Source organism: Salinarimonas sp. (assembly GCF_040111675.1).
In the GTDB taxonomy this organism is placed as follows: domain Bacteria; phylum Pseudomonadota; class Alphaproteobacteria; order Rhizobiales; family Beijerinckiaceae; genus Salinarimonas.
On the sequence record NZ_CP157794.1, the window covers coordinates 1,041,552 to 1,067,913 of the forward strand.

The 26,362-nt window shown below is 72.8% G+C and carries 21 protein-coding genes; 5 read left to right on the plus strand and 16 right to left on the minus strand.

Annotated elements, in window-relative coordinates; all coding sequences use genetic code 11:
- Positions 1 to 22 precede the first annotated feature (22 nt).
- The 9 genes from ABL310_RS04825 to ABL310_RS04865 form a co-directional block, all read right to left on the minus strand.
- A complete protein-coding gene (locus ABL310_RS04825) occupies positions 23 to 964 on the minus strand; it encodes a flagellin (protein ID WP_349370563.1) in 942 nt (313 codons plus the stop codon).
- A gap of 167 nt (positions 965 to 1,131) precedes the next feature.
- Positions 1,132 to 2,007, minus strand: coding sequence for a transglutaminase family protein (locus tag ABL310_RS04830; protein ID WP_349370564.1), 876 nt, complete (start codon positions 2,005 to 2,007; stop codon positions 1,132 to 1,134).
- A complete protein-coding gene (locus ABL310_RS04835; RefSeq protein ID WP_349370565.1) occupies positions 2,004 to 4,484 on the minus strand; it encodes a circularly permuted type 2 ATP-grasp protein in 2,481 nt (826 codons plus the stop codon). Before ABL310_RS04835 ends, ABL310_RS04830 begins: the two co-directional genes overlap by 4 nt.
- The gene (locus ABL310_RS04840; RefSeq protein ID WP_349370566.1) at positions 4,481 to 7,765 is read right to left on the minus strand and encodes a transglutaminase family protein; all 3,285 of its coding nucleotides are present in this window, start codon (positions 7,763 to 7,765) and stop codon (positions 4,481 to 4,483) included. The genes ABL310_RS04835 and ABL310_RS04840 overlap by 4 nt, the downstream gene beginning before the upstream one ends.
- A 159-nt stretch (positions 7,766 to 7,924) precedes the next feature.
- Positions 7,925 to 9,499 carry a peptidase S10 gene (locus ABL310_RS04845; protein WP_349370567.1) on the minus strand — a complete coding sequence of 525 codons (1,575 nt, stop codon included), beginning with the start codon at positions 9,497 to 9,499 and terminating at the stop codon, positions 7,925 to 7,927.
- Between the two features lie 98 nt (positions 9,500 to 9,597).
- Positions 9,598 to 11,190 (minus strand): EAL domain-containing protein, encoded by a 1,593-nt coding sequence (locus ABL310_RS04850; RefSeq protein ID WP_349370568.1) that lies wholly within the window; start codon positions 11,188 to 11,190, stop codon positions 9,598 to 9,600.
- A gap of 94 nt (positions 11,191 to 11,284) precedes the next feature.
- Positions 11,285 to 12,694, minus strand: a complete 1,410-nt coding sequence (locus ABL310_RS04855; RefSeq protein WP_349370569.1) for a UdgX family uracil-DNA binding protein — start codon at positions 12,692 to 12,694, stop codon at positions 11,285 to 11,287.
- The gene (locus ABL310_RS04860) at positions 12,694 to 13,926 is read right to left on the minus strand and encodes a putative DNA modification/repair radical SAM protein (protein WP_349370570.1); all 1,233 of its coding nucleotides are present in this window, start codon (positions 13,924 to 13,926) and stop codon (positions 12,694 to 12,696) included. The genes ABL310_RS04855 and ABL310_RS04860 overlap by 1 nt, the downstream gene beginning before the upstream one ends.
- 412 nt (positions 13,927 to 14,338) lie before the next feature.
- Positions 14,339 to 15,283, minus strand: a complete 945-nt coding sequence (locus tag ABL310_RS04865) for a ring-cleaving dioxygenase (RefSeq protein WP_349370571.1) — start codon at positions 15,281 to 15,283, stop codon at positions 14,339 to 14,341.
- 268 nt (positions 15,284 to 15,551) lie between these two features.
- On the opposite strand from ABL310_RS04865, the gene ABL310_RS04870 reads away from it, so the two are divergent.
- Entirely contained in the window at positions 15,552 to 16,385 is an 834-nt protein-coding gene (locus tag ABL310_RS04870) for a cyclase family protein (protein ID WP_349370572.1), read from the plus strand.
- A gap of 51 nt (positions 16,386 to 16,436) precedes the next feature.
- On the opposite strand, the gene ABL310_RS04875 is transcribed toward ABL310_RS04870, so the two are convergent.
- From ABL310_RS04875 to ABL310_RS04895, 5 genes are all read right to left on the minus strand, one after another.
- Positions 16,437 to 16,880, minus strand: a complete 444-nt coding sequence (locus tag ABL310_RS04875) for a hypothetical protein (protein WP_349370573.1) — start codon at positions 16,878 to 16,880, stop codon at positions 16,437 to 16,439.
- A 106-nt stretch (positions 16,881 to 16,986) separates the two neighbouring features.
- On the minus strand, positions 16,987 to 18,270 hold the full coding sequence (locus ABL310_RS04880) for a sulfite oxidase (RefSeq protein ID WP_349370574.1): 1,284 nt from the start codon (positions 18,268 to 18,270) through the stop codon (positions 16,987 to 16,989).
- 192 nt (positions 18,271 to 18,462) lie between these two features.
- Positions 18,463 to 19,389 carry a hypothetical protein gene (locus tag ABL310_RS04885; RefSeq protein WP_349370575.1) on the minus strand — a complete coding sequence of 309 codons (927 nt, stop codon included), beginning with the start codon at positions 19,387 to 19,389 and terminating at the stop codon, positions 18,463 to 18,465.
- Positions 19,390 to 19,470: 81 nt separating this feature from the next.
- A complete protein-coding gene (locus tag ABL310_RS04890) occupies positions 19,471 to 20,748 on the minus strand; it encodes a cytochrome P450 (RefSeq protein WP_349370576.1) in 1,278 nt (425 codons plus the stop codon).
- A gap of 59 nt (positions 20,749 to 20,807) precedes the next feature.
- Positions 20,808 to 21,542, minus strand: coding sequence for an alanyl-tRNA editing protein (locus ABL310_RS04895; protein ID WP_349370577.1), 735 nt, complete (start codon positions 21,540 to 21,542; stop codon positions 20,808 to 20,810).
- A gap of 142 nt (positions 21,543 to 21,684) precedes the next feature.
- Here ABL310_RS04895 and ABL310_RS04900 point away from each other — a divergent pair, with 142 nt between their 5' ends.
- A complete protein-coding gene (locus tag ABL310_RS04900) occupies positions 21,685 to 22,068 on the plus strand; it encodes a hypothetical protein (protein ID WP_349370578.1) in 384 nt (127 codons plus the stop codon).
- The gene (locus ABL310_RS04905) at positions 22,023 to 22,388 is read left to right on the plus strand and encodes a hypothetical protein (RefSeq protein ID WP_349370579.1); all 366 of its coding nucleotides are present in this window, start codon (positions 22,023 to 22,025) and stop codon (positions 22,386 to 22,388) included. Before ABL310_RS04900 ends, ABL310_RS04905 begins: the two co-directional genes overlap by 46 nt.
- Here ABL310_RS04905 and ABL310_RS04910 read toward each other — a convergent pair.
- Positions 22,337 to 22,792: a DUF1810 domain-containing protein gene (locus ABL310_RS04910; protein WP_349370580.1), complete on the minus strand. Its 456-nt coding sequence runs from the start codon at positions 22,790 to 22,792 to the stop codon at positions 22,337 to 22,339. The two genes, ABL310_RS04905 and ABL310_RS04910, sit on opposite strands and share 52 nt — an antisense overlap.
- A gap of 100 nt (positions 22,793 to 22,892) precedes the next feature.
- On the opposite strand from ABL310_RS04910, the gene ABL310_RS04915 reads away from it, so the two are divergent.
- A complete protein-coding gene (locus ABL310_RS04915) occupies positions 22,893 to 23,690 on the plus strand; it encodes an SDR family oxidoreductase (protein ID WP_349370581.1) in 798 nt (265 codons plus the stop codon).
- 37 nt (positions 23,691 to 23,727) lie between these two features.
- On the opposite strand, the gene ABL310_RS04920 is transcribed toward ABL310_RS04915, so the two are convergent.
- Positions 23,728 to 24,345: a TIGR00730 family Rossman fold protein gene (locus ABL310_RS04920; RefSeq protein WP_349370582.1), complete on the minus strand. Its 618-nt coding sequence runs from the start codon at positions 24,343 to 24,345 to the stop codon at positions 23,728 to 23,730.
- 137 nt (positions 24,346 to 24,482) lie between these two features.
- Between ABL310_RS04920 and ABL310_RS04925 the strand changes: the two genes are divergently transcribed.
- Positions 24,483 to 26,030 carry a LysM peptidoglycan-binding domain-containing protein gene (locus ABL310_RS04925; protein WP_349370583.1) on the plus strand — a complete coding sequence of 516 codons (1,548 nt, stop codon included), beginning with the start codon at positions 24,483 to 24,485 and terminating at the stop codon, positions 26,028 to 26,030.
- The last annotated feature ends 332 nt before the right edge of the window (positions 26,031 to 26,362 follow it).

A 26,362-nucleotide genomic window follows, 5' to 3' on the forward strand; every position in this document is an offset into this window, starting at 1 on the left:
CCGAACGGGCGGGGTCGCTCGATCAGCGGAACAGCGAGAGGATGTTCTGGCTGTTCGAGTTGGCGATCGAGAGCGCCTGGATGCCCAGCTGCTGCTGCACCTGGAGCGCCTGGAGGCGGGTCGACTCCGCGTTCATGTCGGCGTCCACCAGCTGGCCCACGCCGCGATCGATCGAGTCCTTGAGGCCCTTCACGAAGTCCTGCTGGAGCCCGATGCGGTTCTTGATCGCGCCGAGGTTGGTGGCCGCGTCCGTGATGTCGGACAGGGCCGCGTCGACCAGGCCCACGAGCTGCTGCATGTCCGCCGCCGTGTTGGCGTCGGCGGCGGCGGCGTTGACGTTGACCGTCATGACGCTGACGCCGGTGACCGACGCGCCCGCGAGGGCGTAGGTGCCGGAGCGATCCTCGTCGAGGATGCCCGTGTCGGCGCCGGAGTCGATCAGCAGGGTGTTCGTGATCTGGACCGTCGTGGTCTCCAGGCTCACCGCGCCCGTGGCCGTGCGGGTGAACGAGCTCACGACCTCGCGGTTCGCGGCCGCGGCCGCGTCGGTGGAGTCGAAGGCGAGCCAGTTCTCGCCGTTGAACACCGAGGAGTTCGAGATCGTGGTCAGCTGGTTCTGGAGCTCGGCGATCTCGCTCTGGATCTTGCCGCGATCCACGCCCGGCTGCGCCGCGGCGGTGACCTTGGCCTTGATCTCGGAGACGATGTCGACCGTGGAGTTCAGCGCGGTGTACATGACGTCCACGGTGGCGGCGCCGAGGCCGAGGGCGTCCTGAACGGCGCTGAGCGCCTTGTTGTCCGAGCGCATCGTGGTCGCGATGGACCAGTACGCCGCGTTGTCGGCAGCGGTGGAGACCCGCTGGCCGGTGGAGATGCGGTTCTGCGTGACCTCCATCTTCTTGTTGGTGGCGGTCAGCGTCTGCAGCGCCGTCATCGCGGCGGAGTTGGTCAGAAGGCTCGACATGGTCATGTCCCTTTCATGATGAGAAGTGCAGGGACATCCCGGGCTTTCACCGGGATGACGGAGCGGCGTCATGCCTCGGAGCGCTCGGGTTCGGCTCCGTCCGTCATGGCTGCGAGAGTGGGCGGGCGAGCTTGCGCGGGGCTTGCGGGGCGTTTCGGTGCGAAGTCTCACCCCTCCGGCGCGACGTCGACGCTCACCGTGAGGCTCTGGCCGCCGCTGGAGACGACGACGCCGTCGACCGGCGAGACGTCGGCGTAGTCGCGGCCGAAGGCGAGCACGATGTGGTCGGGGCCGACGAGGAGGGCGTTGGTCGGGTCGAAGCCGATCCAGCCGAGATCCGCGCCGCACCAGACGTCGACCCAGGCGTGGGTCGCGTCCGCGCCGACGAGCCGCTCCTCGCCCTCGGGCGGGATCGTGCGCAGGTAGCCCGAGACGTAGCGGGCGGGGAGCCCGAGCCCCCGCAGGCCGGCGATCATCACGTGGGCGAAATCCTGGCAGACCCCGGCGCGGGCGCGGAAGGCATCGAGCGTCGGCGTGGCGACGTCGGTCTCGCCCGGGGCGTAGGAGAAGCCGTCGCGGATGCGCGCCATGAGCGCCGCCGCGCCGGCGAAGACCCCGCCGTCCTCGGGGAGGCACGCGGCGGCCCACTCCGTGATCTCGTCGGCGATCGGCACCGCCTGGCTCGGGAACAGGCCGTGCACCGGCGCGTCCGCCCCGCGCGCGCGGCTCCCGGCGGCGGCGGCGCGCACCGCCGCGACCGGCGGATCGTCCGCAGGCGCCGCGGGAACGGCGCGGGTGACGTGGACGCGCGCCGTCGCCTCGATGACGAGCGCGCGATGGGGCGCGTCGATGGCGGCGTGGGTGAGGGTCGCGCCGAAGAAGCAGGTCTCCTCGGAGAGCCGGGCCTCCGGCGCGATCCGCACCCGCGAGGCGAGGCGCTCCTGGCCCGGCGCCGTCCTGGGCGTGAGCCGCAGGACGCAGCGGGCCGTGGCGACGGGGGCCTCGTAGGCGTAGGTCGTGACGTGGCGGATGCGGTAGATCACGACAGGCCCGTGAGCTTCTCGGGCCGCTCGGCTGCGGCGCCGTGGGGGAAGTAGCGCGTGCCGATCGCGTCGGCGAGCGCGAGCAGGTCCTGCTCGAAGCCCGCGATGGCGGCGGCGTCGAGGCTCTCCGCCTCCGCCGTCGCGAGCGCGCTCGCCAGCGCGCGAGCCCGGCGCTGCGGCGGCTCCGGCAGGCCGTCCTCGCGCAGGACGGGCAGCGCGTCGACGTGCTCGCGCAGGCGCTCGACCTGGAAGGCGAGGGAGCGCGGGTTCGACGGGTCGAGCAGCGCGAGGTCGCGCACCGGCGCGAGGGCGGGGCCGATCAGGTAGCGGGTGCGGTAGGTGATCTGACAGTCGACGAGGTCGAGCAGGGCGTCGAGATCGGCGCTCGTCGCGTCCGCGCCGGCGAGCGCCCCGGCGAAGCGGCAGGTGGCGATGGCGCGCTCGATCCGCCGGCCCATGTCGAGCATGCGCCAGCCGTCGGAGCGGGTCATGTTCTCGTGGCTGAGCCCCGCGATCGCGGCGAAGGCGGTGAGCAGGGCCTGCGCCCGGTCGAGGGCGTCGGCGCGGGGCGAGGCGTCCTCGCCCGCGGCGGGGCGCGCGACGTCGCCGAGTTCCGCGACGAGGCGGGAGGCCTCCGGCGCGAGCCGGTCGCGCAGATGCGCCGCCGCGCGCCGGGCGAAGGCGATGGAGGCCGCGACCGAGGCCGACGCGCCGAGGCCGTCGAGGGCGGCGCGGGCGATGTCCGCCTCGACGACGCCGTCCTCCGGCTCCTCCACCGCGCCGAGCGCCAGGACCAGCGCCTCCAGCCGCGTCTGCGTCGCCGCGCCGGGCCCGCCGCCGCGCCCGTCGAGCCGCGCGCCGGCCAGGGCCGCGACGAGCCGCGCCGTCGCCTCCGCGCGCTCGAGATAGCGGCCGAGCCAGAACAGGTCGTCCGCCGCGCGGCTCGGCAGGTGGCCGAAGAGCCGGCGCACCCGCGGCTCGGGGACGAGCGAGACCGGCGCCACCGGGCGGTCGGCGAGCACCCAGACGTCGGCGGAGAGCGTGCCCTCGCCCATGGAGATCGCCCGCGCGTCCGGGCGCTCGGCGATGCGGGCGAAGCCGCCTGGCATCACCGTCCAGCCGTCCGGCGTCGCGGCGGCGTAGACGCGCAGCACGAAGGGCCGCGGCTCGAGGCGTCCGCCCCGCCAGACCGGCGTCGTCGACAGCCGCACCACGTCCTGCGCGACGACGTCGACGCCACGGGCCGCGATCCGCGCCGCGAGCGCCGCGCGGGCGTCGGCGTCGAGCTCCGCGCCGAGGCGCAGCGGCGCGCCGGTGAAGGCGTCGCCGACGGCGAGCTCGTCGATGCGCGCGAGCGCCTCCGCGCGCGCCCTCGGCTCGCCGCACCACCAGGTCGCGATGTTGGGCAGCGCCAGCTCCTCGTCGAGGAGCCGCCGGCATTGCGCGGCCATGAAGCCCATCAGCGCCCGGCTCTCGACGGCGCCCGAGCCCGGCATGTTCGCCATGGCGACGCCGCCGGCGCGCAGGGCCGCGACGAGGCCCGGCACGCCGAGCCGCGAGGCGGCGGAGAGCGCGAGCGGATCGCAATAATCGCCGTCGACGCGCCGCCAGAGCACGTCGATGCGCTTGAGGCCCGAGATCGTGCGCACGTAGACCGACCCGTCCCGCGCCACGAGATCGTCGCCCTCGACCAGCGGGAGGCCGAGATAGCGCGCGAGCGTCGCCTGCTCGAAATAGGTCTCCGAGAACGGCCCGGGCGTGAGCAGCCCGATGCGCGGCTGGGCGCGCGCGGCCGAGGCCGCGAGCCCGTCGCGGAAGGCGGAGAAGAACGGCGCGAGGCGCTCCACCCGCAACCGCTCCATCAGGGCCGGGTAGACCCGCGAGAGCACGATGCGGTTCTCGAGCGCGTAGCCCGCGCCGGAGGGCGCCTGGGTGCGGTCGGAGAGCACCCACCAGCGCCCGTCCGGCCCGCGGCCGAGATCGACGGCGTAGAGCGAGAGATGTCGCCCGCCGGGCGGGGCGATGCCGGCGAGGGGGCGCAGGTAGTTCGGGCTGCCCACGATCGCCGCCGGCGGCGGCGCGCCCTCTTCGGCGCCGTCGCCCTCGTAGATCTCGGCGAGGAGCGCCTCCATCAGCCGCGCGCGCTGCTCGACCCCGGCGGCGAGCGCGGCCCATTCGGAGGCGGCGATCACGATCGGCAGATGCGCCACCGGCCAGGGCCGGTCCGCCGCCTCGCCGTGGACGCGGTAGGAGATCCCCGCCTCGCGCACGTGCCGCTCGGCCGAGCCGAAGCCGCGGGCGAGGTCCGTCGGGCTCATCGGCCCGAGCGCGGCGGCGAGGCGTTCCCAGGCGGGGCGGGGACGTCCGTCCGGCCCGATCAGCTCGTCGGCGGCCCCGGGCAGCGGCGCGTAGCCCTCCGTCCAGCGGCTCAGGCCGTGGAGAAGCTCGCGCGCCTCCGCCTGGGTGAGCGCCGTCACGACGGGGGCCTGCGCAGGTCGAGGGTCATCGGGAACTCGGAGGGCGGCTCCTCCGGCGGCGGCATGACGCGGCCCGGCGTATGGCCGTGATCCTGGAAGCGCGCGAGGCGGCGCGCCTCGGCCTCGTAGGAATTGACCGGCATGGTCTCGTAATTGCGCCCGCCGGGATGGGCGACGTGGTAGACGCAGCCGCCGAGCGAGCGGCGGTTCCAGGTGTCGATCACGTCGAAGGTGAGCGGGGCGTGGACCGGGATGTTCGGATGCAGCCCCGAGGGCGGCTGCCAAGCCTTGTAGCGCACGCCGGCCACCGCCTCCCCGGCGCGGCCGGTGGAGGTCATCGGCAGGCGCCGGCCGTTGCAGGCGATGGCGTGTCGGCCCGGCACGATGCCCGTCGCGCGCACCTCGAGCCGCTCGACGGAACTGTCGACGTAGCGCACCGTGCCGCCGATCGCGCCCTCCTCGCCCATGACGTGCCAGGGCTCCAGCGCCTGGCGCAACTCGAGCGCGACGCCGCCGTGCTCGACCCGGCCGTAGAGCGGGAAGCGGAACTCCCACTGCGCCTGGAACCAGCTCTCCTCGAAGGCATAGCCCGCCTCCCGAAGGTCGGCGAGGACGGAGCGGAAGTCCGCCTTGACCATGTGCGGGAGCATGAAGCGGTCGTGCAGGCTCGTGCCCCACCGCACCAGCCGCCCGCCCTGCGGCTCGCGCCAGAGCCAGGCCACGATGGCGCGCAGGAGAAGCGCTTGAGCGAGCGACATCCGCCCGTCCGGCGGCATCTCGAAGCCGCGGAACTCGACGAGGCCGAGCCGGCCCGTCGGGCCGTCGGGCGAATAGAGCTTGTCGATGCAGATCTCGGCCCGGTGTGTGTTGCCGCTGACGTCGACGAGGAGGTTGCGGAACAGCCGGTCGACGAGCCAGGGCGGGATGTGCCCCACCTCCGGGTCCGGCACCTGCGCGAGCGCGATCTCGAGCTCGTAGAGCGCGTCGTCGCGGGCTTCGTCCATGCGCGGGGCCTGCGACGTCGGGCCGATGAACAGGCCGGAGAACAGGTAGGACAGCGAGGGGTGGCGCTGCCAGTAGAGGACGAGGCTCTTCAGGAGGTCCGGCCGGCGCAGGAAGGGCGAATCCGGCGGGCTGGCGCCGCCGAGCACCACGTGGTTGCCGCCGCCGGTGCCGGTGTGGCGGCCGTCGACCATGAACTTCTCGGCGGTGAGCCGCGCGAGCCGGGCCTCCTCGTACACGCCCGTGGTGATCGCCACCGCCTCCTCCCAGGAGGCCGCCGGCTGGACGTTCACCTCGATGACGCCCGGATCGGGCGTGACCTTGATCACCTCGACGCGCGGGTCGTAGGGCGGCGTGTAGCCTTCGATCCGCACGGGCAGGCCGGTCTCGCGCGCGGTGGCCTCCACCGCGGCGAGGAGCTCGAGATAGTCCTCGACCTGCTCCACCGGCGGCATGAAGACGTGGGTGATCCCGTCGCGCACCTCGACCGACAGGGCCGTGCGCACCGCCTCGCCCGTCGCGTTCTGCGGGGCGACGGCCTGGCTCCTGGCCGCGGGATCGCGCCCGGGCCGGGGATAGGACGGCAGCGCGCCGCGCGGCTCCAGCGGATCGCGCGGGTGGATGTGGGGGTAGTGCTCGGGCTCGATGAAGGGCAGCGAGGCGAGCGGCAGCCGCAGGCCCACCGGCGAATCGCCTGGAATGAGGAAGAGCTTGCCGCGGCGCGTGCGCCAGAGCTCCGAACGCCAGCGTCGCGATCCGTCGGCCGCGTTCCAGCGCTGGATCGGCAGCACGAAGCCCGCGGGCTCGGTCAGGCCGCGCTCGAACACGCGCATCATCCGCGCGCGCTCCTCGGGGTCCTTCAGGGCCGGGTTCGAGGGGTCGACGCCCTCCGGCAGCTCGGCCTCCTTCATCAGCCAATGCGCCGGGTCCTCGTAGGCCGGCTGGGCGTAGCCGCCGGGGAGCCGCATGCGCTCGGCCAGCCCCTCGATGAAGGCCTTCGCCGCAGCAGGCGGCGCCTTCGGCTGCGTGCCGTCCTCCGTGGCGATGAGGTCGACGTCGCGCCAGATCGGCTCGCCGTCGCGGCGCCAGTAGAGGCCGAAGGCCCAGCGCGGCAGGCTCTCGCCGGGATACCATTTGCCCTGCCCGTAATGCAGGAAGCCGCCCGGCGCGAAGCGCGTCCGCAGCCGGCGGATCAGCGTGTCGGCGCGGCCTTTCTTCGTCGGGCCGACCGCGTCGATGTTCCATTCCGCCCCGTCGGGGTCGTCGATCGACACGAAGGTCGGCTCGCCGCCCACGGTGAGGCGCACGTCCTGCGCCACGAGATCCTGGTCCACCCGGCGCCCCAGCGCGTCGAGCGCCGCCCAGGCCGCCTCGTCGAAGGGCCGCGTCACCCGCGGCGCCTCGAGGATGCGCGTCACGTGCATCTCGAAGCCGAACTCGGTGTTGGCCGGGTCGGTGGCGCCGGTGATCGGCGCGGCGGAGCGGTAGTGCGGCGTCGCGCAGAGCGGGATGTGGCCCTCGCCGCAGAACAGGCCGGACGTCGCGTCCATGCCGATCCAGCCGGCGCCGGGGATGTAGACCTCGGCCCAGGCGTGGAGGTCGGTGAAGTCGTGGTCCGTCCCCATCGGCCCCTCGATCGGGTCGATGTCGGCCTTCAGCTGGACGAGGTAGCCGGAGACGAAGCGTGCCGCGAAGCCGAGCCGGCGCAGGACCGCAACGAGCAGCCAGGCCGAATCGCGGCAGGAGCCGGAGCCGAGCGTGAGCGTCTCCTCCGGCGTCTGCACGCCGGGCTCCATGCGCACGATGTAGCGCACCGCCTCCCGGATGCTGGCGTTGAGCCCGACGAGGAAGGTGACCGTGTTCTGGGGCGCGAGATCGAGCTCCGTCAGGAAGCGCTCCAGCCGCGCCCCGCCGGCCTCGGGCTCGAGATAGGGCTTCAGCTCGGTGGCGAGCTCCGGCGCGTAGGCGAAGGGGAAGGTCTCGGCAGAGGGCTCGACGAAGAAGTCGAACGGGTTGAACACCGCCATGTCTGCGGTGAGGTCGACCTCGATCTTCAATTCGCGCGCCTTCTCGGGAAAGACGAGGCGGGCGAGCCAGTTGCCGTGCGGGTCCTGCTGCCAGTTGATGAAATGATTGGCGGGCTGCACCTTCAGCGCGTAGCTCGGCACGCGCGTGCGCGCATGCGGCGCCGGCCGCAGCCGGATCACCTGCGGGCCGATGCCGATGGGCCGGTCGTACTTGTAGTGCGTGACGTGGTGCAGGGCGACGAGGATGGACACGGGCGCGCGCTTTCCGGCTCGATCTCGGGTCGCACGGTCAAGCAAGATCCGTGCGCGCGCAAGGCCACGCGCGACACGGCCGGCGGGAAAAGCCGGAATGTCCACGGGAATGGGTACGTCACCGGTTGGTGCGGATCGACGTGTCCCGGCGGAGGTCCCTCACTCCCCCACGATCGCCCCCCGCGCCGCCGCGGCGAGCGCGGCGCGGCTGGCCGGGCGGGTGTAGAACATGTGGCCGCCGGGATAGGTCTCCTCCGCGACCCGTGCGGCGAGCGCCGCCGGCAGCTGGCGCAGCAGCAGCGTCGAGGCGAAATAGGGCGTGACGAGATCGGTCAGGCCGTGGGCGACGACGACGCGCAGGCTCTCGTCGAGCGCCATCGCCGTCGCCAGCTCGGAGAGGCTCTCGGGCGCGGAGCGGGCGGAGCCGTAGTCCCAGGCGCCGGAGACGCCGGAATTCAGCAGCACGTATGGCCGCTCCGGCGTCCAGCCGAGCTTGTCGGCGTAGAGCGTCAGCGCCGCGGCGGTGAGCGGCGCGGTCAGCGCGTCGAGAACCGGATCGCGGTAGCGCGGGAAGGCGCGGGCCGGGGCGGGATCGGGCGTGGTGACGCCCGTGTCGTAGAGGCTCGCGACGCGGCCCTCCGCGCGATAGAGCTCGCGGGCGAGAAGGCGTGCGTCGAGCCGCCCGGCCTGCCGGCGCACGAGATCGGCGGGCAGGCCGGTGAGCGCCGCGATGCGCGAGACCACCCGCTCGACGGCGGCCGCGTCGGAGAGGCCGGCGAGCAGGTCGGCGACGTAGTCGTCCGTGGCGTAGGCCTCGACCTCGGCGAGGTCCGCGCGGGAGGTCTCGCCCGCCTTGTCGAGGGCGGCGGCGGCGAGCGAGGGGAGGAGCGCGACCTGCCCCATGAAATTCGTCTGGCCGGCGCCGAGCCAGGCGAAATCGAGCACCGGCGAGACCAGGATCAGCGCCGAGAGCGCCATGCCGCGCTCGCTCGTCAATTCGTCGGCGAGGAGCGGCATGCGAAAGCCGCCGTAGCTCTCGCCCACCGCCGCCTTGGGCGAGGCCGTGCGGCCGTTCTCCACCGACCAGCGGAAGACGAAGTCGGCGAGCGCGGCGATGTCGCCGGAGACCGACAGGTAGCGATCGCGGCTGCGGTCGGTGGGCGCGACGAGGCGTGAGAAGCCGGTCCCGACCGGGTCGACGAAGACGAGATCGGTGAAGGCGAGCCAGGTGTCGGGGTTCTCGACCAGGGACGGCGTCGCCGAGGGGACGATGGTCTCCTCGCCGAAGGAGAGCACCCACGGTCCCAGCGCGCCGAGATGCAGATAGGCCGAGGCGGCGCCGGGTCCGCCGTTGACCACGAAGGTCACCGGCCGGGAGGCCGCGTCCGCCTCCTCCAGCACGTAGGAGACATAGGCGATGTCCGCCTCCTCCTCGCCGCCCCCGCTCTTCAGCGTCAGAACGCCGGCGGTGGCGTCGAAGGCGAGGGTCTCGCCGTCCAGCGCGATCTCGTGGCGGGTGGTGACGGGCTCGGGCAGGCGCATCCCGTCGGCGGAGAGGGGGCGATCCGTGGCGGGCGGGGCGGCTGCGGGGCGTTCGGCGGCTTCGGTGTGGGCGGTCTCGGCGGGAAGGTCCTCGACCGGCGCGGCCTCCCCGTGCGGCGCCTCGCCCTGGGCGAGGGCGGGGAGGGGGAGGGCGAGGGCGAGGAGGAGAGCGAGGAGGCGAGGGAAGGTCACGGGAAAAGCGTCTCCGGCGGGCGAGGTCGGGGCGGAGATAACGCGTGAGGATGGCGAGAGGAGGCGCGCGCCCCTCACGATCCGGCGAGCGCGACCGCTCAGGCGCTGAGCCGAAGAGCGGCGGGAGCGGGACGCGCCGGCTCCGGGGCCTCGGCCGCGAGCGCGGCGGGGAAGGCGCCGGCCGGCATCGGGCGGGCGAACAGGTAGCCCTGGCCCTCGCGCACGCCGATGGCGAGGAGCGCCGCCGCCTGCTCGGGGCGCTCGATCCCCTCCGCGACGAGGGTCATCTCGAAATCGCGCGCGACCTGGACCAGCATCTCGACGAGGGAGCGGGTGCGGTGATCGGCGTCGATCCGGTCGACGAAGAGCTTGTCGACCTTGAGAATCGTCGCGCCGAGCCCCTGGATCGTGGCGAGCCCGTTGTGGCCGGTCCCCGCGTCGTCGATCGCGACCCCGATGCCGACCGCCCGCAGCGCCGCGACGGTGGCGCGGGCGGCCTCGGGCGAGGCGATCTCCCGCCGCTCGGTGATCTCGACGACGAGGCTCGAAGGCGGCACGCCGGCGGCCTCCAGCATGGCGGCGAGCCGCTGCGGGAAGCCGTCGGCGACGAACTGGTCCGGAGCCGCGTTGATCGTCGCCTTGAGGTCGGGCCGGGCGCGCAGGATCGGGCCGAGGCTCTCGCCGACCCCGTGCAGCAGCGTCTCGAGCAGCCGGTCGGAACGCCCGGACGACTCGACGAGCGGGATGAAGCGCGCGGGCGGGATCACCGTCCCGTCGCGCTCCACCCAGCGCGCCAGGATCTCGAAGCCGACGATGCGGTGGGTCCCGAGCGCGACGATCGGCTGCACGAACGGGATGATGGCGCCGCGGGCGAAGGCCGCGTCCAGCGCGTCGACCTCGCTGCGGGGCGGCGCCATCGCTCGCGCCAGCAGGAAGCCGAACAGGGCGGCGAACAGGAGCCCGGCGATCGTGAAGAGCGGCCGGCTCTCCCGGTTCCAGGCGGCGAGGGCCGCGGGCGCGACCGCGACGTCGACGAAGAGCGGATAGCGCGCCGACCGCGCGTCGAACCGGGCGAGGGCGTCCGCGCCGATCCCGGCTCCCTCCGCCTCCCAGCCCATGGGCGCGTAGCGCGCCACCTCGCGGCCCGGCGCGACCGACAGGGTGATCGCCGCATGCTCCCGCAGAGGCCCGGGCAGCATGTCGAACAGGAGCGCGTCGGTGGTCATCACGGCCACGAGCTCGGAGCCGCCGAGGTTCCAGGCGACGCCGAGGCCGCGCCAATCCGGGTCGACGATTCGGGCGAGCGCGATGTTGCGGTTGCGCCCCGGATGGCGCACGCCCTCGCGGACGCGCGCGCGATCGACCAGGGCGGCCTCGCCGAAGCCGGAGCAGTGCGCGTCCGGCGCGATCACGTGCACGTCCTTGAGGCTGCCGACCGAGAAGGCGGCGCGCCGGATCGCGGTGAGGCTCGCGCCGTCGCAGCGCGTCAGGCCCGCCGCCATCAGCTCGCCCAGCTGGATCACCGCGAGATCGACCGCGACCTCGGTGCGCGTGACGACCTGCGCCACGATCTCCTCGAGCTGGCGCTCGTTCGCCGCCCGCACGAAGCTCGCGTGGGCGAAGTGGAACGCGCCCGCCGCCCCGGCGAACCCGAGGACCATGACCAGCCCGAACAGCAAGCGACGCCGCATCGTGGGCTCTCCCAGGAGACGCGATGAGCGCAGCCTACGCCGAGGCCGTTAAGGGCGCGTATCGCGGCCGGAAGCGCGCTCGCGCGCTGCGTCTTCAGGCGGCGAGCGCCTTGGCTTCGTTCAGGTCGCGCACGAAGTCGGCGTAGCCCTTCGCCTTGGCGTCGGCGTCGGGCAGGCGCAGCAGGTAGGAGGGGTGGACCGTGACGTAGCCCGGGAGCGCGTGCTCCGCGTCCGCGAAGCGGGCGGGGCCGCGGGACTTCATCAGGGGCATGGCCTTGCCCGTCAGCGCGGTCAGCGCCGTGCCGCCGAGCGCGATCACGAGATGCGGGCGCACCAGCTCGAGCTCCTCCATCAGCCACCAGCGATAATGCTTGATCTCGCCGAGCGAGGGCTTCTGGTGGATGCGCCGCTTGCCGCGCTCCACGAACTTGAAGTGCTTGACCGCATTCGTCACGTAGCAGGCGTCCCGGTCGATGCCGACCTCGCCCAGCGCCTTCGCCAGCATCTTGCCCGCCGGCCCGACGAAGGGGCGCCCCTCCAGATCCTCGATGTCGCCGGGCTGCTCGCCGACGAAGGCGAAGACCGGCTCCATCGGCCCCTCGCCGATCACGGCCTTGGGGGAATAGCCCTCGGGCGGGACGTAGGCGCGGATCATGCGCGCCAGCTCGTCGAGCGAGCGCGGCTTCTCGCGGGCGTGGAGCGCCTCGAGGGCGGCGCGGGGCTCGCGCTTCGCGGGCATGGTGGGCTCCCTGTCCATCATGGTCCCAACGCGCGAGGCCGCGCCTCGGACGAGATCGGGAATGATCTTGGCCTCGGGCAGGTTCTTCCAGTATTTCTTCGGCATCTCCGCGCGCATCGCGGTGGGGTTGAGCCGCGCGGGGTTGAAGATCGCGCCGTAATAGTCCCGCCAGCCCTCCTCGAAGCCGTCCTGCGCCGGCGCGTCCTCCGGCCGGCCCGGCGGACCGTAGGCGAGCTGCTCGCGATCCCAGTGGATCGAGCCGTCGGGCGTGTGGATCGACCAGATCATCGCGCCGAAGCGGTCGCGGAAGAAGGGGCCGACCGCGCGCAGGATGTGGTGGTCGGGCTCGAACCAGGCGGCGAAGCGCTCCGGCTCGGCGCCCTCGACCTTCCGGAAGCGCACGAAGGCGTGCATCTTGTGGATGTCGCGGCCGATGTTGCGGCGCATGACGTGAAGCCGATGCATCAGCGGGTCGGCGACGATCTCCGGCAGCCGCCGCTCGCCGTGGAGCACGCGCCAGATCAGCCGGTAGAGCAGCGCCCAGCGCTCCGGATCGCGGTGCATCGCGACGTCCCTGACGATGGGCGGCACGCTCTTCGGCAGGGAGAGCGGGGGCGCGTCGGCGAGATCGGCCTCGGGAATGAGGCTCGTCCCGCCCTCCTCGAACACCACCGCGTCCGGCGGTACGCCCTCCGCCACGAGCGCGCGGGCGGCGCGTCGGAAGCCGTCGAGATCGGCGCCGGGCTGGAGCGTGACGCGGCGCATCAGAACAGGGTCAGCTGCTCGGGTTTCGGCTGCACGAGGCGCGCGCGCAGGTCGAGGCGGTCGAGGAGCGCGCCCGGGGTGTGGTCGGCGGTGACGAGGAAGGCGCGCGCCCGTTTCACCGAGCCGGAGAGGCGGGCGACGTCGTCGAGGGTGAGCCGCCGATGGCGGCGCCCGGCGAGGATCTTGTCCACCGCCTTGGCGCCGAGCCCCGGCACGCGCAGCAGCGTCTCGCGATCGGCGCGGTTGACGTCGACGGGGAAGCGCTCGCGGTGCTTCAACGCCCAGGCGAGCTTCGGGTCGATCTCGAGATCGAGCATGCCGGCGGTCGCGCCGGCCGCGATCTCGTCGACGGAAAAGCCGTAGAAGCGAAGCAGCCAGTCCGCCTGGTAGAGCCGGTTCTCGCGCTGCAGGGGAGGGGGCTTGAGCGGCAGCAGCCGGCTCGAATCCGGGATCGGCGAGAAGGCGGAATAGTAGACGCGGCGCAGCCTGTAGCCGGTGTAGAGCTCGGTCGATGTGCGCAGCACGTCGGCGTCGGTGGCGGCGTCCGCGCCGACGATCATCTGCGTCGACTGGCCGGCGGGGGAGAAGCGCGGGGCGGAGCGCATCGTCTTCCGCTCGGCCTTGGCCTCCGCGATGCGCTCGTGCATTCGGCCCATGGCCCCGCGGATGGTGGCGTCGTCCTTCTCCGGCGCGAGCGCCTTCAGCGAATCGCGCTGCGGCAGCTCGATGTTGATCGACAGCCGGTCGGCGTAGAGCCCGGCCTCCTCGATCAGGAAGGGGCTCGCCTCGGGAATGGTCTTGAGGTGGATGTATCCGCGAAAGCCGTGCGCCTCCCGTAGCGTCTTCGCCACGCGGATGAGCTGTTCCATCGTATAGTCGGCGTTCTTGACGATGCCGGAGGAGAGGAACAGCCCTTCGATGTAATTGCGCTTGTAGAAGTTCAGCGTCAGGTCGACGATTTCCTGCACGGAGAATCGCGCCCGCTCGATGTTCGAGGAGCGGCGGTTGACGCAGTAGACGCAGTCGTAGAGGCAGAAGTTCGTCAGCAGGATCTTGAGCAGCGAGACGCAGCGCCCGTCCGGCGTGTAGGCGTGGCAGATGCCGCTGCCGCCCGTCGAGCCGAGCCCGTCCGTGCGGGACGTGCGCCTGGGCGCGCTCGAGGAGGCGCAGGACGCGTCGTACTTGGCCGCGTCGGCGAGGACGCGCAGCTTGCGGGCGAGGGCGGGCTCCATGGGGCGAGACTATCGCGGTTCGCGTTTCGTTCAAGCGCGCGGGATGTCGCGGGGGCGGGAAAACCCCTCTCCCATCCGGGCTACTCGATTCACGCATCGTCCCGCGCCGCTGGTCGTGATCTGCGAGCGGCGCGAGCCGCTCGTCCTTCTCCCTCATGGAGAAGGTGCCCCCGAAGGGGGCGGATGTGGGTCGCGATGCAGCGCGAGACGTCTCGGGACGAGATCGACGTTCCCGGTTCGAGCGGCATCGAGGTCGCGGCAGTTCTGCACGACCCACACCCCCGGCCCCTCGCCACAAGGGCGAGTGGAGACCGTCGGCGCTCTACGCTTCAGGTCGCGACCGTCTGGCGGAACGCCTTCGCCGAGCGAGACGTGTGCATCAGCTAGCCCGGACGGGAGAGGGGAGGCGACCTCACAACGGCTTCAGCCCCGCCTCGATCTCGGCGCGGCGGCCTTCCAGGAAGGGCGGCAGGGCGAGGCGCTCGCCCAGCGTCTCGGCGGGCTCGTCGACGGCGAAGCCGGGGCCGTCGGTGGCGAGCTCGAAGAGGATGCCGTTCGGCTCGCGGAAATAGAGGCTCTTGAAGTAGTAGCGGTCCACCGGCCCGCTGGAGGGCACGCGCAGCTGGCGCAGGCGCTCGGCCCAGGCGGCATAGTCGGCGTCCGGGATGCGGAAGGCGACGTGGTGGACGCCGCCGGCGCCCGGCCGCGCCGGCTCGAGCCCGTGCTCGACGGCGACGTGCAGCTCCGCCGCCGGGCCGCCGGGGCCCATCTCGAAGACGTGCGTCGTCGAGCCGGGGCGGCCCGGCGTCTGGTAGGCGCGCGCCTCGCGCATGCCCATCAGCTGGGTGAGCACGATGGCGGTGGGGCGCAGCTCCGGAACGGACATGGTGATCGGCCCGAGCCCGCGGATCTGATGCTCGGCCGGCACGGGGCTGCGCTCCCAGGGATGCGCCTCGCCCGCGCCGCCGTCGTCGACGAAGGTCAGCCGCTGGCCCTCCGGGTCCTCCGCGTCGAGGACGAGACGGCCGTCGCGGCGCTCGATCCCGCGATGCGTCGCGCCGTGGTCGGACAGGCGCGCCTCCCAATAGCCGAGCGCCGCCTCGCCCGCGACGCGCAGGCCGGTGCGGCTGATGGCATGCGTGCCGCGCCGCTCGGGCATCGCCGGCCAGTCGAAGAAGGTGATGTCCGAGCCGGGCGAGGCTTCGCCGTCGGCGTAGAAGAGGTGGTAGGCCGAGACGTCGTCCTGGTTGACGGTCTTCTTCACGAGCCTGAGGCCCAGCACCTGCGTGTAGAAGGCGTGATTGCCGGGCGCGTCGGCGGTGACGGCGGTGAGGTGGTGGATGCCGGTGAGCTGCATCGGGATCTCCTGGGCGGCGTCGGGACCGCGGCTGGACGTTTGCGCCAATATAGCGCAGCAATCGGCTGGTGTTTCTTGCGAGCGTGCAAGATCGCGTCGCGCGCGGCGCCCCGGCGGCGCTCCGGCGGCGCTCCGGCGTCGACCCGGCTCCGGATGCACGCGCACGCTGCGCATCGTTGACCCGATCTTCCCCAACGCTAAGCTGGCGGCTGCAACCCGCAGCGGCGCTCACAGAGCCGTCGCGTCACGGAACCAGGGAGAGTGGGGAATGTGCGACGTTTGCGTGATGAACGCGGTAAGGGAGCGCATGCTCAGCCGCCGCGACCTGTTCCGCCGCGCGGCCGGCGGCGCGGCCGCCGTCGCGGCGGTCTCGACCGGCGCCGCGACGCTCGCCCCGGCGCCCGCCCGGGCCGCAGCCGGCGGCGGCCCGGTTGACCTCACCCACGAGCTGCACGAGGCCTTTCCGACGTTCTTCGGCGAGCAGCAGTTCTTCGTCGAGACCCTGTTCGACTACGCGCAGCACAAGTTCAACCTCAACATGCTGCGCGTGAACGAGCATACCGGCACCCATGTCGACGCGCCGCTGCACTTCTCGGCCGACGGCCAGAGCGTGGCCGAGGTGCCGGTGGAGAACCTCGTCGCTCCCCTCGCGGTGATCGACATCCGCGCCAAGGCCGCGGAGGACCCGGACGCGCAGGTGACGCCCGACGACGTCGCCGCCTGGATCGCCCGCAACGGGCCGCTCCCGGAGCGCTGCTGCGTCGCCATGCTGTCGGGCTGGGGCGCGCACGTCAACGAGGCCGGGTTCCGCAACGCCGACGCCGAGGGCGTGATGCACTTCCCGGGCTTCCACCTGGAGGCGGCGCGAATGCTGCTCGAGGAGAGCACGGCCGTGGGCATCGCGGTGGACACGCTCTCGCTCGATCACGGCCCCTCGCCGGATTTCGCGACGCATTACGCCTGGCTGCCCGAGAACCGGTGGGGCCTCGAATGTGTCGCCAACCTCGAGGCGCTGCCCGAGGCCGGCGCGACGATCGTCGTCGGCGCCCCGAAGCATCGCGGCGGCTCGGGCGGGCCGGCGCGCGTGCTCGCGCTCGTGTGAGCGCGACGGGCGCCGCACCCGCGGCGCCCGATCCGGCGTCCGCCGCCGGGTTCAGCGCTCCGCCGAGAAATGGCGCTTGAGGTAGGAGAGGATCAGCGCCTTCGTCTCCGCGTCCATCTCCGGCATGCCCTGATCCTCCACCATCCAGGTCCAGGTGTAGTCCCAGCGCTCGTCGGTGAGGCGCTGCGAGGTCACGGTCGCCATCGAATGGCAGGCCGAGCAGAGATAGAAGGTCTCCTCAGCCCCGGCGGTGTCCGGGATGCCGCCGAGCTCGGGATTGGTGGGCACGTCGCTCTCGGCGGGCGCCGCGGCGCTCGGCGCGCCGGGAGCGGCGCCGCCGGGGAGCATCGGGTTGAAGCCGGGCGCGCCGCCGCGGGGCGCCATCGGGTCGTAGCCCTGCGCCAGGGCGGCGGCGGGCAGCGCCAGGGGGACGGCGAGGGCGGCGGCGAGGGCGGCGCCTCGGGCGAGGCGGGAGAGAACCTGCGACAGGGACATCGTCGAGAGCCGAACCGTTCTGAACTCGGGAAAGACGAAAGACCGGACGCCGGCCCGAAGGCGTGGCGTCCGGCAAGGCGCTCGGGAGGGCGCTGCCCCGCCGTCCTCAGACGGCGAAGAGGGCGATGCGGTGGATCATGTTGTTGCCGTAGCCGCGCGGGTTCCACCCGGGGACCACGGGCGGCTGCATGTTGCCGTCCTTGTCGGTGGCGCGCGCCCAGACCTCGTAGTACCCGGCCTGCGGCGGGGTGACGTTCGCGGTCCAGCGCTGCCAGGCGAAGGGGTTCGGCGGCGCCATCAGCTCGGCCTCCTGCCAGGTCTGGCCGAAGTCGAGGGAGACGTGCATGGCCGCGACGTCGCCCTTGCCCGACCAGGCGTGGCCGCGCACCTCGGCGGGCCGGCCGGCCGGGACCTCGACGCCGGTCTGCGGGAAGGTGACGAGCGACTTCACCGGCATGTCGAGCATGACCACCATGTCGCTCTCGGGCACCTCGGTGCCGGGCGCGACCGGGTAGGCCGGCATGCGGTAGGAATAGCCCGTCATCTTCGAGCCGTCGTGCTCGCGGTCGCGCACCCAGATGCGGGTGAGGTACTTCTGCGAGGCCGAGCCCGGATAGCCCGGGACGACGAGGCGCAGCGGGAAGCCGTGCAGCGCCGGGATTGGCTGGCCGTTCATGGCCCAGGCGATCAGGTTCTCGGGCCCCATCGCCTTCTCGATCGGCACGCCGCGGGAGATCACCTCCTTCGACGGGTCGCCGGAGAGATGCACGTCGTTGCCGTAATGGCCGGTATAGACCGCCGTCGACTTCACCCCGGCGCGCTCGAGCACGTCCTTGAGGCGCACGCCGGTCCATTCCGGGCAGCCGATCGCGCCGGTGGTCCACTGGTTTCCGGAGGCGCCGGGCTGGAAGAAGGCGCGCCCGTTGCCGCCGCATTCGAGCCAGAGCGGCGCGGTGACGGTCTCGAAGTCGTTCTGCAGGTCGGCGATGGTCAGCGTCAGCGGATTGTCCACCTCGCCGTCGATCGTCAGCGTCCAGCCGTCGGCGGACATGTCCATGGCGTGCTGCGGCACGAGGCCGTTGTTGCGCACGAACAGACGCTCGTAGGGCGTGACGTCGTCGTCCAGGAGATGCGCGGGGGTCTCCGCGTTGACCGGACGGTCGTTGAGCAGCGTCAGGCCGTTCTTCTCGCCCATCAGGCCGGCGCCCGTGTCCTGGGCCAGCGCCACCGGGACGAGGCCGGGGGGCATGTTGCGCTCGAAGGGAATCGAGGTGCCGAGCAGCGCGCCCATGGCGGTGAGGCCGGCGCCCTTGAGAAAGCCGCGGCGGCCGGGTTCGGCCTGTCCGTCCTCGGACGGCGTCGGCTGGGCAGGAATATCGTCGTTGAGCATGGCCGTGTTCCTCCGTCTCAGGGTTGCGTCCCGACCGATCTTCCGTCGGCCTTCGTACAGGAAGGCTACCGAGGTGGAACTACGCATGCAAGACGAGGAATTCGAAGGATCGATCTTGGCGCGAATCGCAGTTTATCTCAGGTTGCTGCGAAGCCGGCAATGCGTCGTGCCGCCGCGCTGCGCCCGCACGGGTTAGATCCCCCAGCGCTCGAAAGCCGGCGCGACCGCCGATCGCACCCCGGCGATCGCCCACATGACGAGGGCGAGCAGGAACGAGACGCCGATCAATCCGGCGAGCTGAAAGACCAGGATGGCGGGGGCGGCTCTGCCGACCGGGGCGTCCGGGGGAAGGCCGAGCGGGGGAGCGAGCGTCGCGACGAAGGCGCCGGCCAGGTCGTCCATGCGTGCGTAGTTCGCGAAGACGCTCGCGAAGACGACGAGCACGGAGACCAGGCAGAAGCTCCAGAAACCCGGATTGCGTCCGATCTTGCGCGTGACGCGCGACACCAGGAAGACGAGGAGCGGACCCAGGATCGCGACGGTCATCGCGCCGGCCAGAGTGTGCGTGATGTAGTGCTCGCCGAGCGGCGAGAGGGTGATCAGGCCCTCCTGGGCGAGTCCGTACAGCTCCGTCAGCAGCGCGTTGACCACGTATTGCGCGAGCCGGAGGGCGAGGAAGAGAAAGCCGGCGAGGCCGAGCAGCTGCAGGACGGCTATTCCGGTCCGCTGGGGCGCCGCTGCGGCGGTCGCTGGCGAGACCCGGGTCAGGTTCATCGCCGCCCCGGCGAGCACGATCGGATAGACGCCGAAGACGAACGCCTCCCAAAGGCCGCGGATGGTGTTCTCCCACTCTCCTGCGCCCGGGATGACCAGTCCGATCACGATCGCATGCGCGGCGGCGACGGCGCCGCCCATCGCCACCAGCCGGGCGACCGGGCCTCCGACGGCCCTTACCGCCACCGTCGCGATGATCATCGGATAGAGGCAGAAAACGATGCCTTCCCACGCGCCGCGAACGCGCGCTTCCGCGGTCCCCGTCAGCGCGGGCAGCACGAGCGCGATCGCGAGACCGTGGACGAGCGCAATCACGAGGCCCACGAACACGAGAATCAGTGGCATATCGGCATCCCGAGACGATCAAGGGATGCTACGACTCAAGCGTGTTCAGTCAACTACCTCAGGGCGAATAGTCGCGCGCGATCACCCGTGTCCGAGCCGCACGTCGGAGAGCACGAGCCCGCTCTTCGGCAGGGCGGGTATCTCCCGGAGGTCCACCGAGAGATCCTGCTCGGGGACCGTCCACTCGGCCTCGCGGGCGAGGACGGCCGTCATCGATTCCATGACGGCGACGGTCAGCCATTCGCCGGCGCAGCGATGGCCGGAGAACGGGTCGCCGCCGCCCTGGGGGACGAGGTCGTAGGCGTTCGGCATGCGCCCGCGGAAGCGGGCCGGGTCGAAGCGGTCGGCGTCGCGCCACAGCCGCGGGTCGCGGTCGGTGCCGTAGAGGTCCAGCACGACGAGCTCGCCTTCCTCGAAATCGCGCCCGCGCCAGGCGAAGGGCGTGCGCACCCGCCCGGCGATCACGGGGAAGAAGGGCGCCGTGCGCCGCACCTCCTCGACGAACCGGGTGAGAAAGCCCTCCTCGTGCCCGCGAATGGCGGCGCGGGACTGCGGGTTCTCGACGAGGGCGAGGGCGGCGAAGGTCTCGAAACGGGCGATGGCGACGATCGGACGGATCAGGTTGAGGAGCTCCACCGCGATCACCGCCTCGTCGAGCGGCGCGCCGTCGGGACCGCGCCAGGACACGAAGGCGGCGGCCGGGCTGCCTTCGGGCAGCGCGACGCGCCCCTCCCGCGCGTCCCGGGCGAGGGAGGATAGCATCTCCTCCGAATGGTGGCGGCGCAGTCGCGCGATCCAGTTCGCCGGGCCGACCGAGCCCGCCTCGTCGATCATCGCACCGGCTTCCTCGACGAGGCCCTGCTCGTCGGCCTCGGAGACGGGAACGCCGACCCAGTCGCAGGCGGCGCGGCAGAGCACGTCGCGCAGAACCCCGTGCAGCGGCGCGCCGGTGGGATAATCGGCGAGGCGCGCCCGCAGGCGCGAGGCGGCGGCGTCGGCGATGGCGTCGAGCCGCTCGGGCGTCATGAAGGACATGAACAGGGCCTTGCGCGCGCGGTGCTCCTCTCCGTCGAGGGTGGCGACGGAGCCCTGGTCCTGCAGCAGCTTGAGCGCGAAGGACGGCAGCGCGTCGCGCCGGGTGAAGCGGCCCGGCTCGTAGAACATCCGCGCCGCCTCCTCCCCGAAGCAGAACACGGTGCGGCGCCCCATCAGCCGCGCCTCGAAGGCGTCCGAGCCGTAATGCGCGCAGCGCTCGCGCACGAAATCGTAGCCGTCGGCGAGGAAGCCCAGCGTGAGGTCCGGAATCCGGGCCTGAGGGATCGTGGTGGTGTCGAGCGTGGTGGCGTCTGGCGTCGGCATGGCGCGGCCTCGTGCTGCTCCGGCCGAGGCGAACGTCCGGGCGGGCGCGGCGGTTCGCGTCAGCCCTCCAGCCGGCCCGCGATCCTGAGCGCCGCCTTCCCCTTCGAGCGGCGCGAGAGCGTCATCGGCGGCACTTCCCGGGCGTGCCGCACGTGGGTGCCGCCGCAGGGGATCGCGATTTCGCCGTAGCGCCAGGTGAAGACGTCGTCGCAGGCGGGATCGGACTCCATGGCGATGGCGAGCGCCCGGGCGGCGAGGCCGTTGGCGCGGGCCTCGACGGCGGCGAGGCGCTCCGGCGGCAGCGTGTTGGCGATGTCGAAGCGGAAGCCCTCCGCGTCGATGACGCAGCCGCGGGTGGCGATGCGCTCGCCCACGGTCCCGGCGAGGACCGTATCGAGCGCGTGGAACAGGAAATGCGCGGCCGTGTGGTGCCGGCGCACGGCCGCGCGGTGCTCCGCGTCGAGCGCGAGGGCGACCTCCTGCCCGATCTCGAGCGCCGCCGGCTCCGCCAGCCGGTGCACGATCGCCGTGCCGGTGTTGACGAAGATCGCGTCGAGCCCGGGCCGCTCGATCCGCACCGGGCGCCCGCCTTCCTTGCGCACGTCGACCACCGGCACGCCGGCGAGCGTCCCGCGGTCGGCCACCTGCCCGCCGCTCTCGGCGTAGAAGATCGTCCGGTCGAGCACGACGAGGTCGCAGGCGACGTGGATTACGCGGGCGCGGGCCTCCGCCAGCCCGGCGTCCACGTGGAACAGCTTCTCGGTCGGCGGCAGGGTCAGGCCTGGCAGGAGCATGGTGCGGCGGGGCGCGTTCGACGTGCGGCTGGCGGGGCCCGAAGGCATGAGCACGGAGAGGGTGCAACCGGAAGAGGTGAGTGTCAAGAACAAAGCGCCGCACGCAAAACAGCTTCAGGGCAACCTCACAGACTGAGACTCGATGTCCGCCGCGCTCAGCGGCGTGCTCGCCGGCGCGGTGGGCGCGCTCGCGATCGTGCAGGAGAGCTTCTGGCTCCTCGCGGCGGCGCACGCGCTGCTCGGGCTCTTCCTCGCCAGCGTCAACCTGTTCCGCTTCGCCGCGCTCGATCTCGTCCCGGGCGACAAGCGCCCCTCGGCCGTGTCGCTCGTCCTGTTCGGCGGCGTCTTCGCCGCCCTGCTCGGTTCCTTCCTCGCCCGCGCGGCGCCGGTCCTGATCGGCGCCTCGCTGTTCGCGGCGAGCGCATCGGCGTCTACCGCTTCCTGGGCCTCGGGGTCGCGCTTCAGGCGGCGGCCGGAGCGGTGGCGCTCCTGGGGGACGGCTTCTGGCCTTTCACCGCGTCGCTGATCCTGCTCGGGCTCGCCTGGAACGCGCTCTATGTCGGGGGCAGCCATCTCGTCGGGGCGAGCGTTCCGGGGCGCGGCCGCTTCCGGGCGCAGGGCGCCAACGAGTTCTTCGTCGCGCTGGCGGCGACGGCGGGCGCGCTTCTGGCGGGCGCGGGTCTCGCGCTCGTCGGCTGGGGCGCGCTGAACCTCCTCGCGATCGCCGCCGCGGCCGCCCTCGGCGTCGCCGTGATCGCGGTGGCGCGCGGGGCGGCCGCCGGCGGAGGGGGGAGTCAGGAGCCGGCGACGAGCGCCAGCGTCCGCCCGTCCGCCCGGCCTTCGTAGAACGCGTCGAGACCGCGCCGGAACAGGGCCCGGTCGGCGGCGTCCTGCGCCGCCGCGCGGAAGAGGGTGAGGCAGGAGGCGAGCTTCAGGGCGTCGGGGCTGCCGAGGATCGCGTGGATGTCGGGGCCGCCGGAGGCATCGGCATGCGCGAGGAGCAGCGAGACGCATTCGCGCAGCCGCGGGCCGAGAACCGGGTGGTCGAGATAGGCCCGCGCCTCGGCGGCGCCCGAGATCCCGTAGCGCTTCGCCGTGGGGCTGCGGCCGAGCGCCTCGAGCTGCGGGAACACGAACCACATCCAGTGCGTCCGCTTGGCGCCCGCCGCGAGCTCGGCGCGCACGGTCCCGATCACCGGGTCCTGCGCGGCGACGAAGCGCGCGAGGTCGAAGGGATCGTCGTGCGGCATCTCGCTCCTCCCTGTCTCGGGCGCGACGGGCGGTCGCTCGAACGGCCGAGCCCCCGGCGCGTTCGCCTTGCCGAGACACGATACAGGACGGAGGCATCCGATGAAGCTCGATCTCGAGGGCAAGCTCGCCCTGGTCACGGGCGGCGATTCCGGCATCGGCCGGGAGACCGCGCGGTTCCTGCTCGACGAGGGCGCGGCGGTCGCGCTCAGCGACATCACCGGAGACGCGCTCGCCGACGCGGCGGAGGGGCTCTCCGCCCATGGCCGGTGCATGCCCTTCACCGCCGACCTGTCGAAGGCGGACGGGGTGACGCGCCTGAAGGGCGAGATCGAGGCTGCCATGGGCGCGCCCGACATCGTCGTCCATTGCGCCGGCGAGACCGGGCCCACGGGCGACTTCCTCGAGATCGACGACGCCGGCTGGGAGGAGGTGATCGCGGTCGACCTGATGAGCGCGGTGCGCGTGGCGCGCGCCTTCATTCCCGGCATGCGCGAGAAGGGCTGGGGGCGGCTCGTGCTGATCGCCTCCGAGAACGCGGTCCAGCCCTATCCCGAGGAGACGCCCTACAACGTCGCCAAGGCTGGGATCATCACTTTGGGCAAGAGCCTGTCCAAGGCCTACGGCGAGGACGGCGTCCTGGTGAACGTGGTCTCCCCGGCCTTCGTGGCGACGCCGATGACCGACAAGATGATGGAGAAGCGCGCCGCCGAGGAGGGCGTCGACAAGGAGGCCGCCATCGAGGGCTTCCTCGCCGAGAAGCGCCCGGGCATCGAGGTCGGCCGCCGCGGCCGCCCGGAGGAGGTCGCCGCCGTGATCGCCTTCCTCTGCTCGCAGCGCGCGAGCTTCGTCGTCGGGGCCAACTGGCGGGTCGACGGGGGCTCGGTCATGAGCGTGTGAGGTTCGAGCAAGCCTCTCTCCCGGATGGGCTAGGGAGCTAGAACTTGCGCTCGACGAAGCGCTCCTCGGCCTGGCGGGATCCGTCCTCGCGCGGGGGATGGTGGGCGGCGGCGGCTTCCAGCATGGGGAGGACGTCGCCGACACGCTCGGCGACGAGGTAGCTCAGCTCACGGTCCTTCGGAATGAAGCCCGCCTGGCGCATGTGGGCGAGCAGCGTGAGCAGCGGCTTCCAGAAATCGCCGAGCGAGAGCACCAGGATCGGCTTGCGATGGCGGCCGAGCTGGGCCCAGGTCATCTGCTCGACCAGCTCCTCGAGCGTGCCGATGCCGCCGGGGAGCGCCACGAAGGCGTCGGCGCGCTCGAACATCAGCTGCTTGCGGGCGTGCATGTCGCCGACGACGATCGTCTCCTGCACGTCGTCGAGCAGCTTCTCCTTCCTGGTGAGGAAGTCGGGGATGATGCCGGTCACCTCGCCGCCGGCCTCGATCGTCGAGCGCGCGACGGCGCCCATCAGGCCGAGCGCGCCGCCGCCGTAGACGAGCCGTACGCCCGACGCGGCCATGGCGCGCCCGAGCGCCTCCGCCGCCGCGAGATAGGCCGGATCGCCGCCGGGGGACGAGCCGCAATAGACGCAGATGGACCGGATACGACTCATTGTCGCGGCTTCCCCTTCAAAAATGTTGCGATCCGCGCTTGATGGGATCACGTTTCCCGTTTCGTCGACGCGTCGGAAAGAGTAATCGTTCCGCGGCGACACCCGCCGCTGTCAAGTCGAGACGAAGGATCACGGCCGTGTCTGTCGAACGGCGTCGCAATCTGGTGCTCACCGTCGTGGCCCTCGCCGTCGCCGCGGGCGGGGTCGGCTACGCCGTCTTCGGCGAGCGCCTGGCGGGAGACGCCGCGGTGACCGTGTCGGAGACGCCCGCGTCCACGGCGCCCGCCGGCGCCCCGCAGGCCGCCCCGGAGGTCGCCGCCCCGGAGGTCGCCGCCCCGGAGCAGCCGACCCTCACGGACGCGAGCCCGACGCAGAGCTCCACCCGACCGAGCCCGGCCGCGAGCGGCACCCCCGAGTCGATCGTCGCCGCCATCGACCCGGCGGCGCCCGCCGACCCGGTCGCACAGCCCGTCGAGCCGGCCGCGCCCGCCGCGTCGGCGGCGCCCGTCGCGTCGGCGGCGCCCGTCGCGCTGGACGCCGCTTTCGACGTCGTGCGCGTCGAGCCCACCGGCGATGCGGTGATCGCCGGCCAGGCGCCCCCCGGCGCCAGGGTCGAGCTCCTGCGCAACGGGATGGTCCACGACATCGTCGTCGCCGACGCCACCGGCGCGTTCGCCTTCGTGCCGCCGCCCCTGCCACCGGGCACGCACGAGATCGCGCTCCAGGTCCGCGACGGCGACGCCGCGCCGCGCCGGTCGCCGCAGAGCGTCACCGTGGTCGTCGCCGAGCGCATGGACGAGGCGCCCGTCGTCGCGCTGGTCGCGCCGGACGCGCCGACACGGATCCTCTCGCGGCCCGCGCCGGCGCCCTCGGCGCCCGCATCCGACGTCGCCGCCGCGACCGAGCCGACCGAGGACGAGGCCGCCCCGAGCCGGGATGCCTCCGACGCGCCGTCGCAGCCCGCGGCCGTGGACGGGCTCCAGCCCACCCAGATCGCCCGCGCGGATGCCGCCGGGCCCGTGGCCGACCGGCAGGGTATCCGCGTCGCCACCGTCGAGGCCGAGACGGGCGGCGGGCTCTTCGTCTCCGGCGAGGGCGAGCCGAACGCCAGCGTGCGTCTCTACCTGAACGAGACGTTCGTCGGCCGCGCCTCGGCGGACCATGCCGGCCTCGTCTCCTTCGCCATTCGGCGCGGCGTGCGCCCCGGGATCTATCGCGTGCGCCTCGACGAGGTCGACACGCGCGACGGCGCGGTGCTCTCCCGCGCCGAGGTCGCGTTCGAGATGCCGGGGGTGCTGGCCGAGATCGAGGAGCCGTCCGCGGAGACGGCCGCCCCGCCGCAGGAGCCGGGCGAGCAGGGGGGCGGGGATCGCGCCGCGCGCGCGCCGGCTCCGGCGGCGACCGAGACCGCCGAGGATCGGGTCGCCGATGCGGACATTCCCGTCGCGGATGCGCCCGATCGCGAGGCGACGCTCACCATACCGGAGATCAACACCGCGCTGGTCAGCCGCGGCGACAGCCTCTGGCGCATCTCGCGCCGGATCTACGGCGAGGGCATCCGGTACACGGTGATCTTCGACGCCAACCAGGAGCAGATCCGCAACCCGGACCTGATCTATCCGGGCCAGGTCTTCGTGCTCCCGGCGCTGGACGGGGACGAGGCGGAAGACGCCGCGGCGCGGTAGGGCCGGAAGCGGCACGCGCGGCGCCGGACGCGGCCGAGCGAGCGCCGCCAAGAAAAAGGCGCGGCCGCCGTGAAGCGTCCGCGCCCGAGGTGCCGGCCCGTGGGGGCAGAATGAGCCGGTTGTTCCCCCAACGCGCGTTCTCGCGGTCGGTTCCGCAGTCGCGACTTTTTTTCGATTTTCCTCCACAGGACGCCACGGCGCCGCCGGCAGGCGCGCCGCGCCGCCGCACGGCGGCCCCAGGAACCCCCTCGCAACGGGGGGCGTTGGCCTCGCGACACCGCCGCCGGCGACCTCGAAGAGGGCTTGCTCGGCAAGGACTTGGCGCGGCGGCC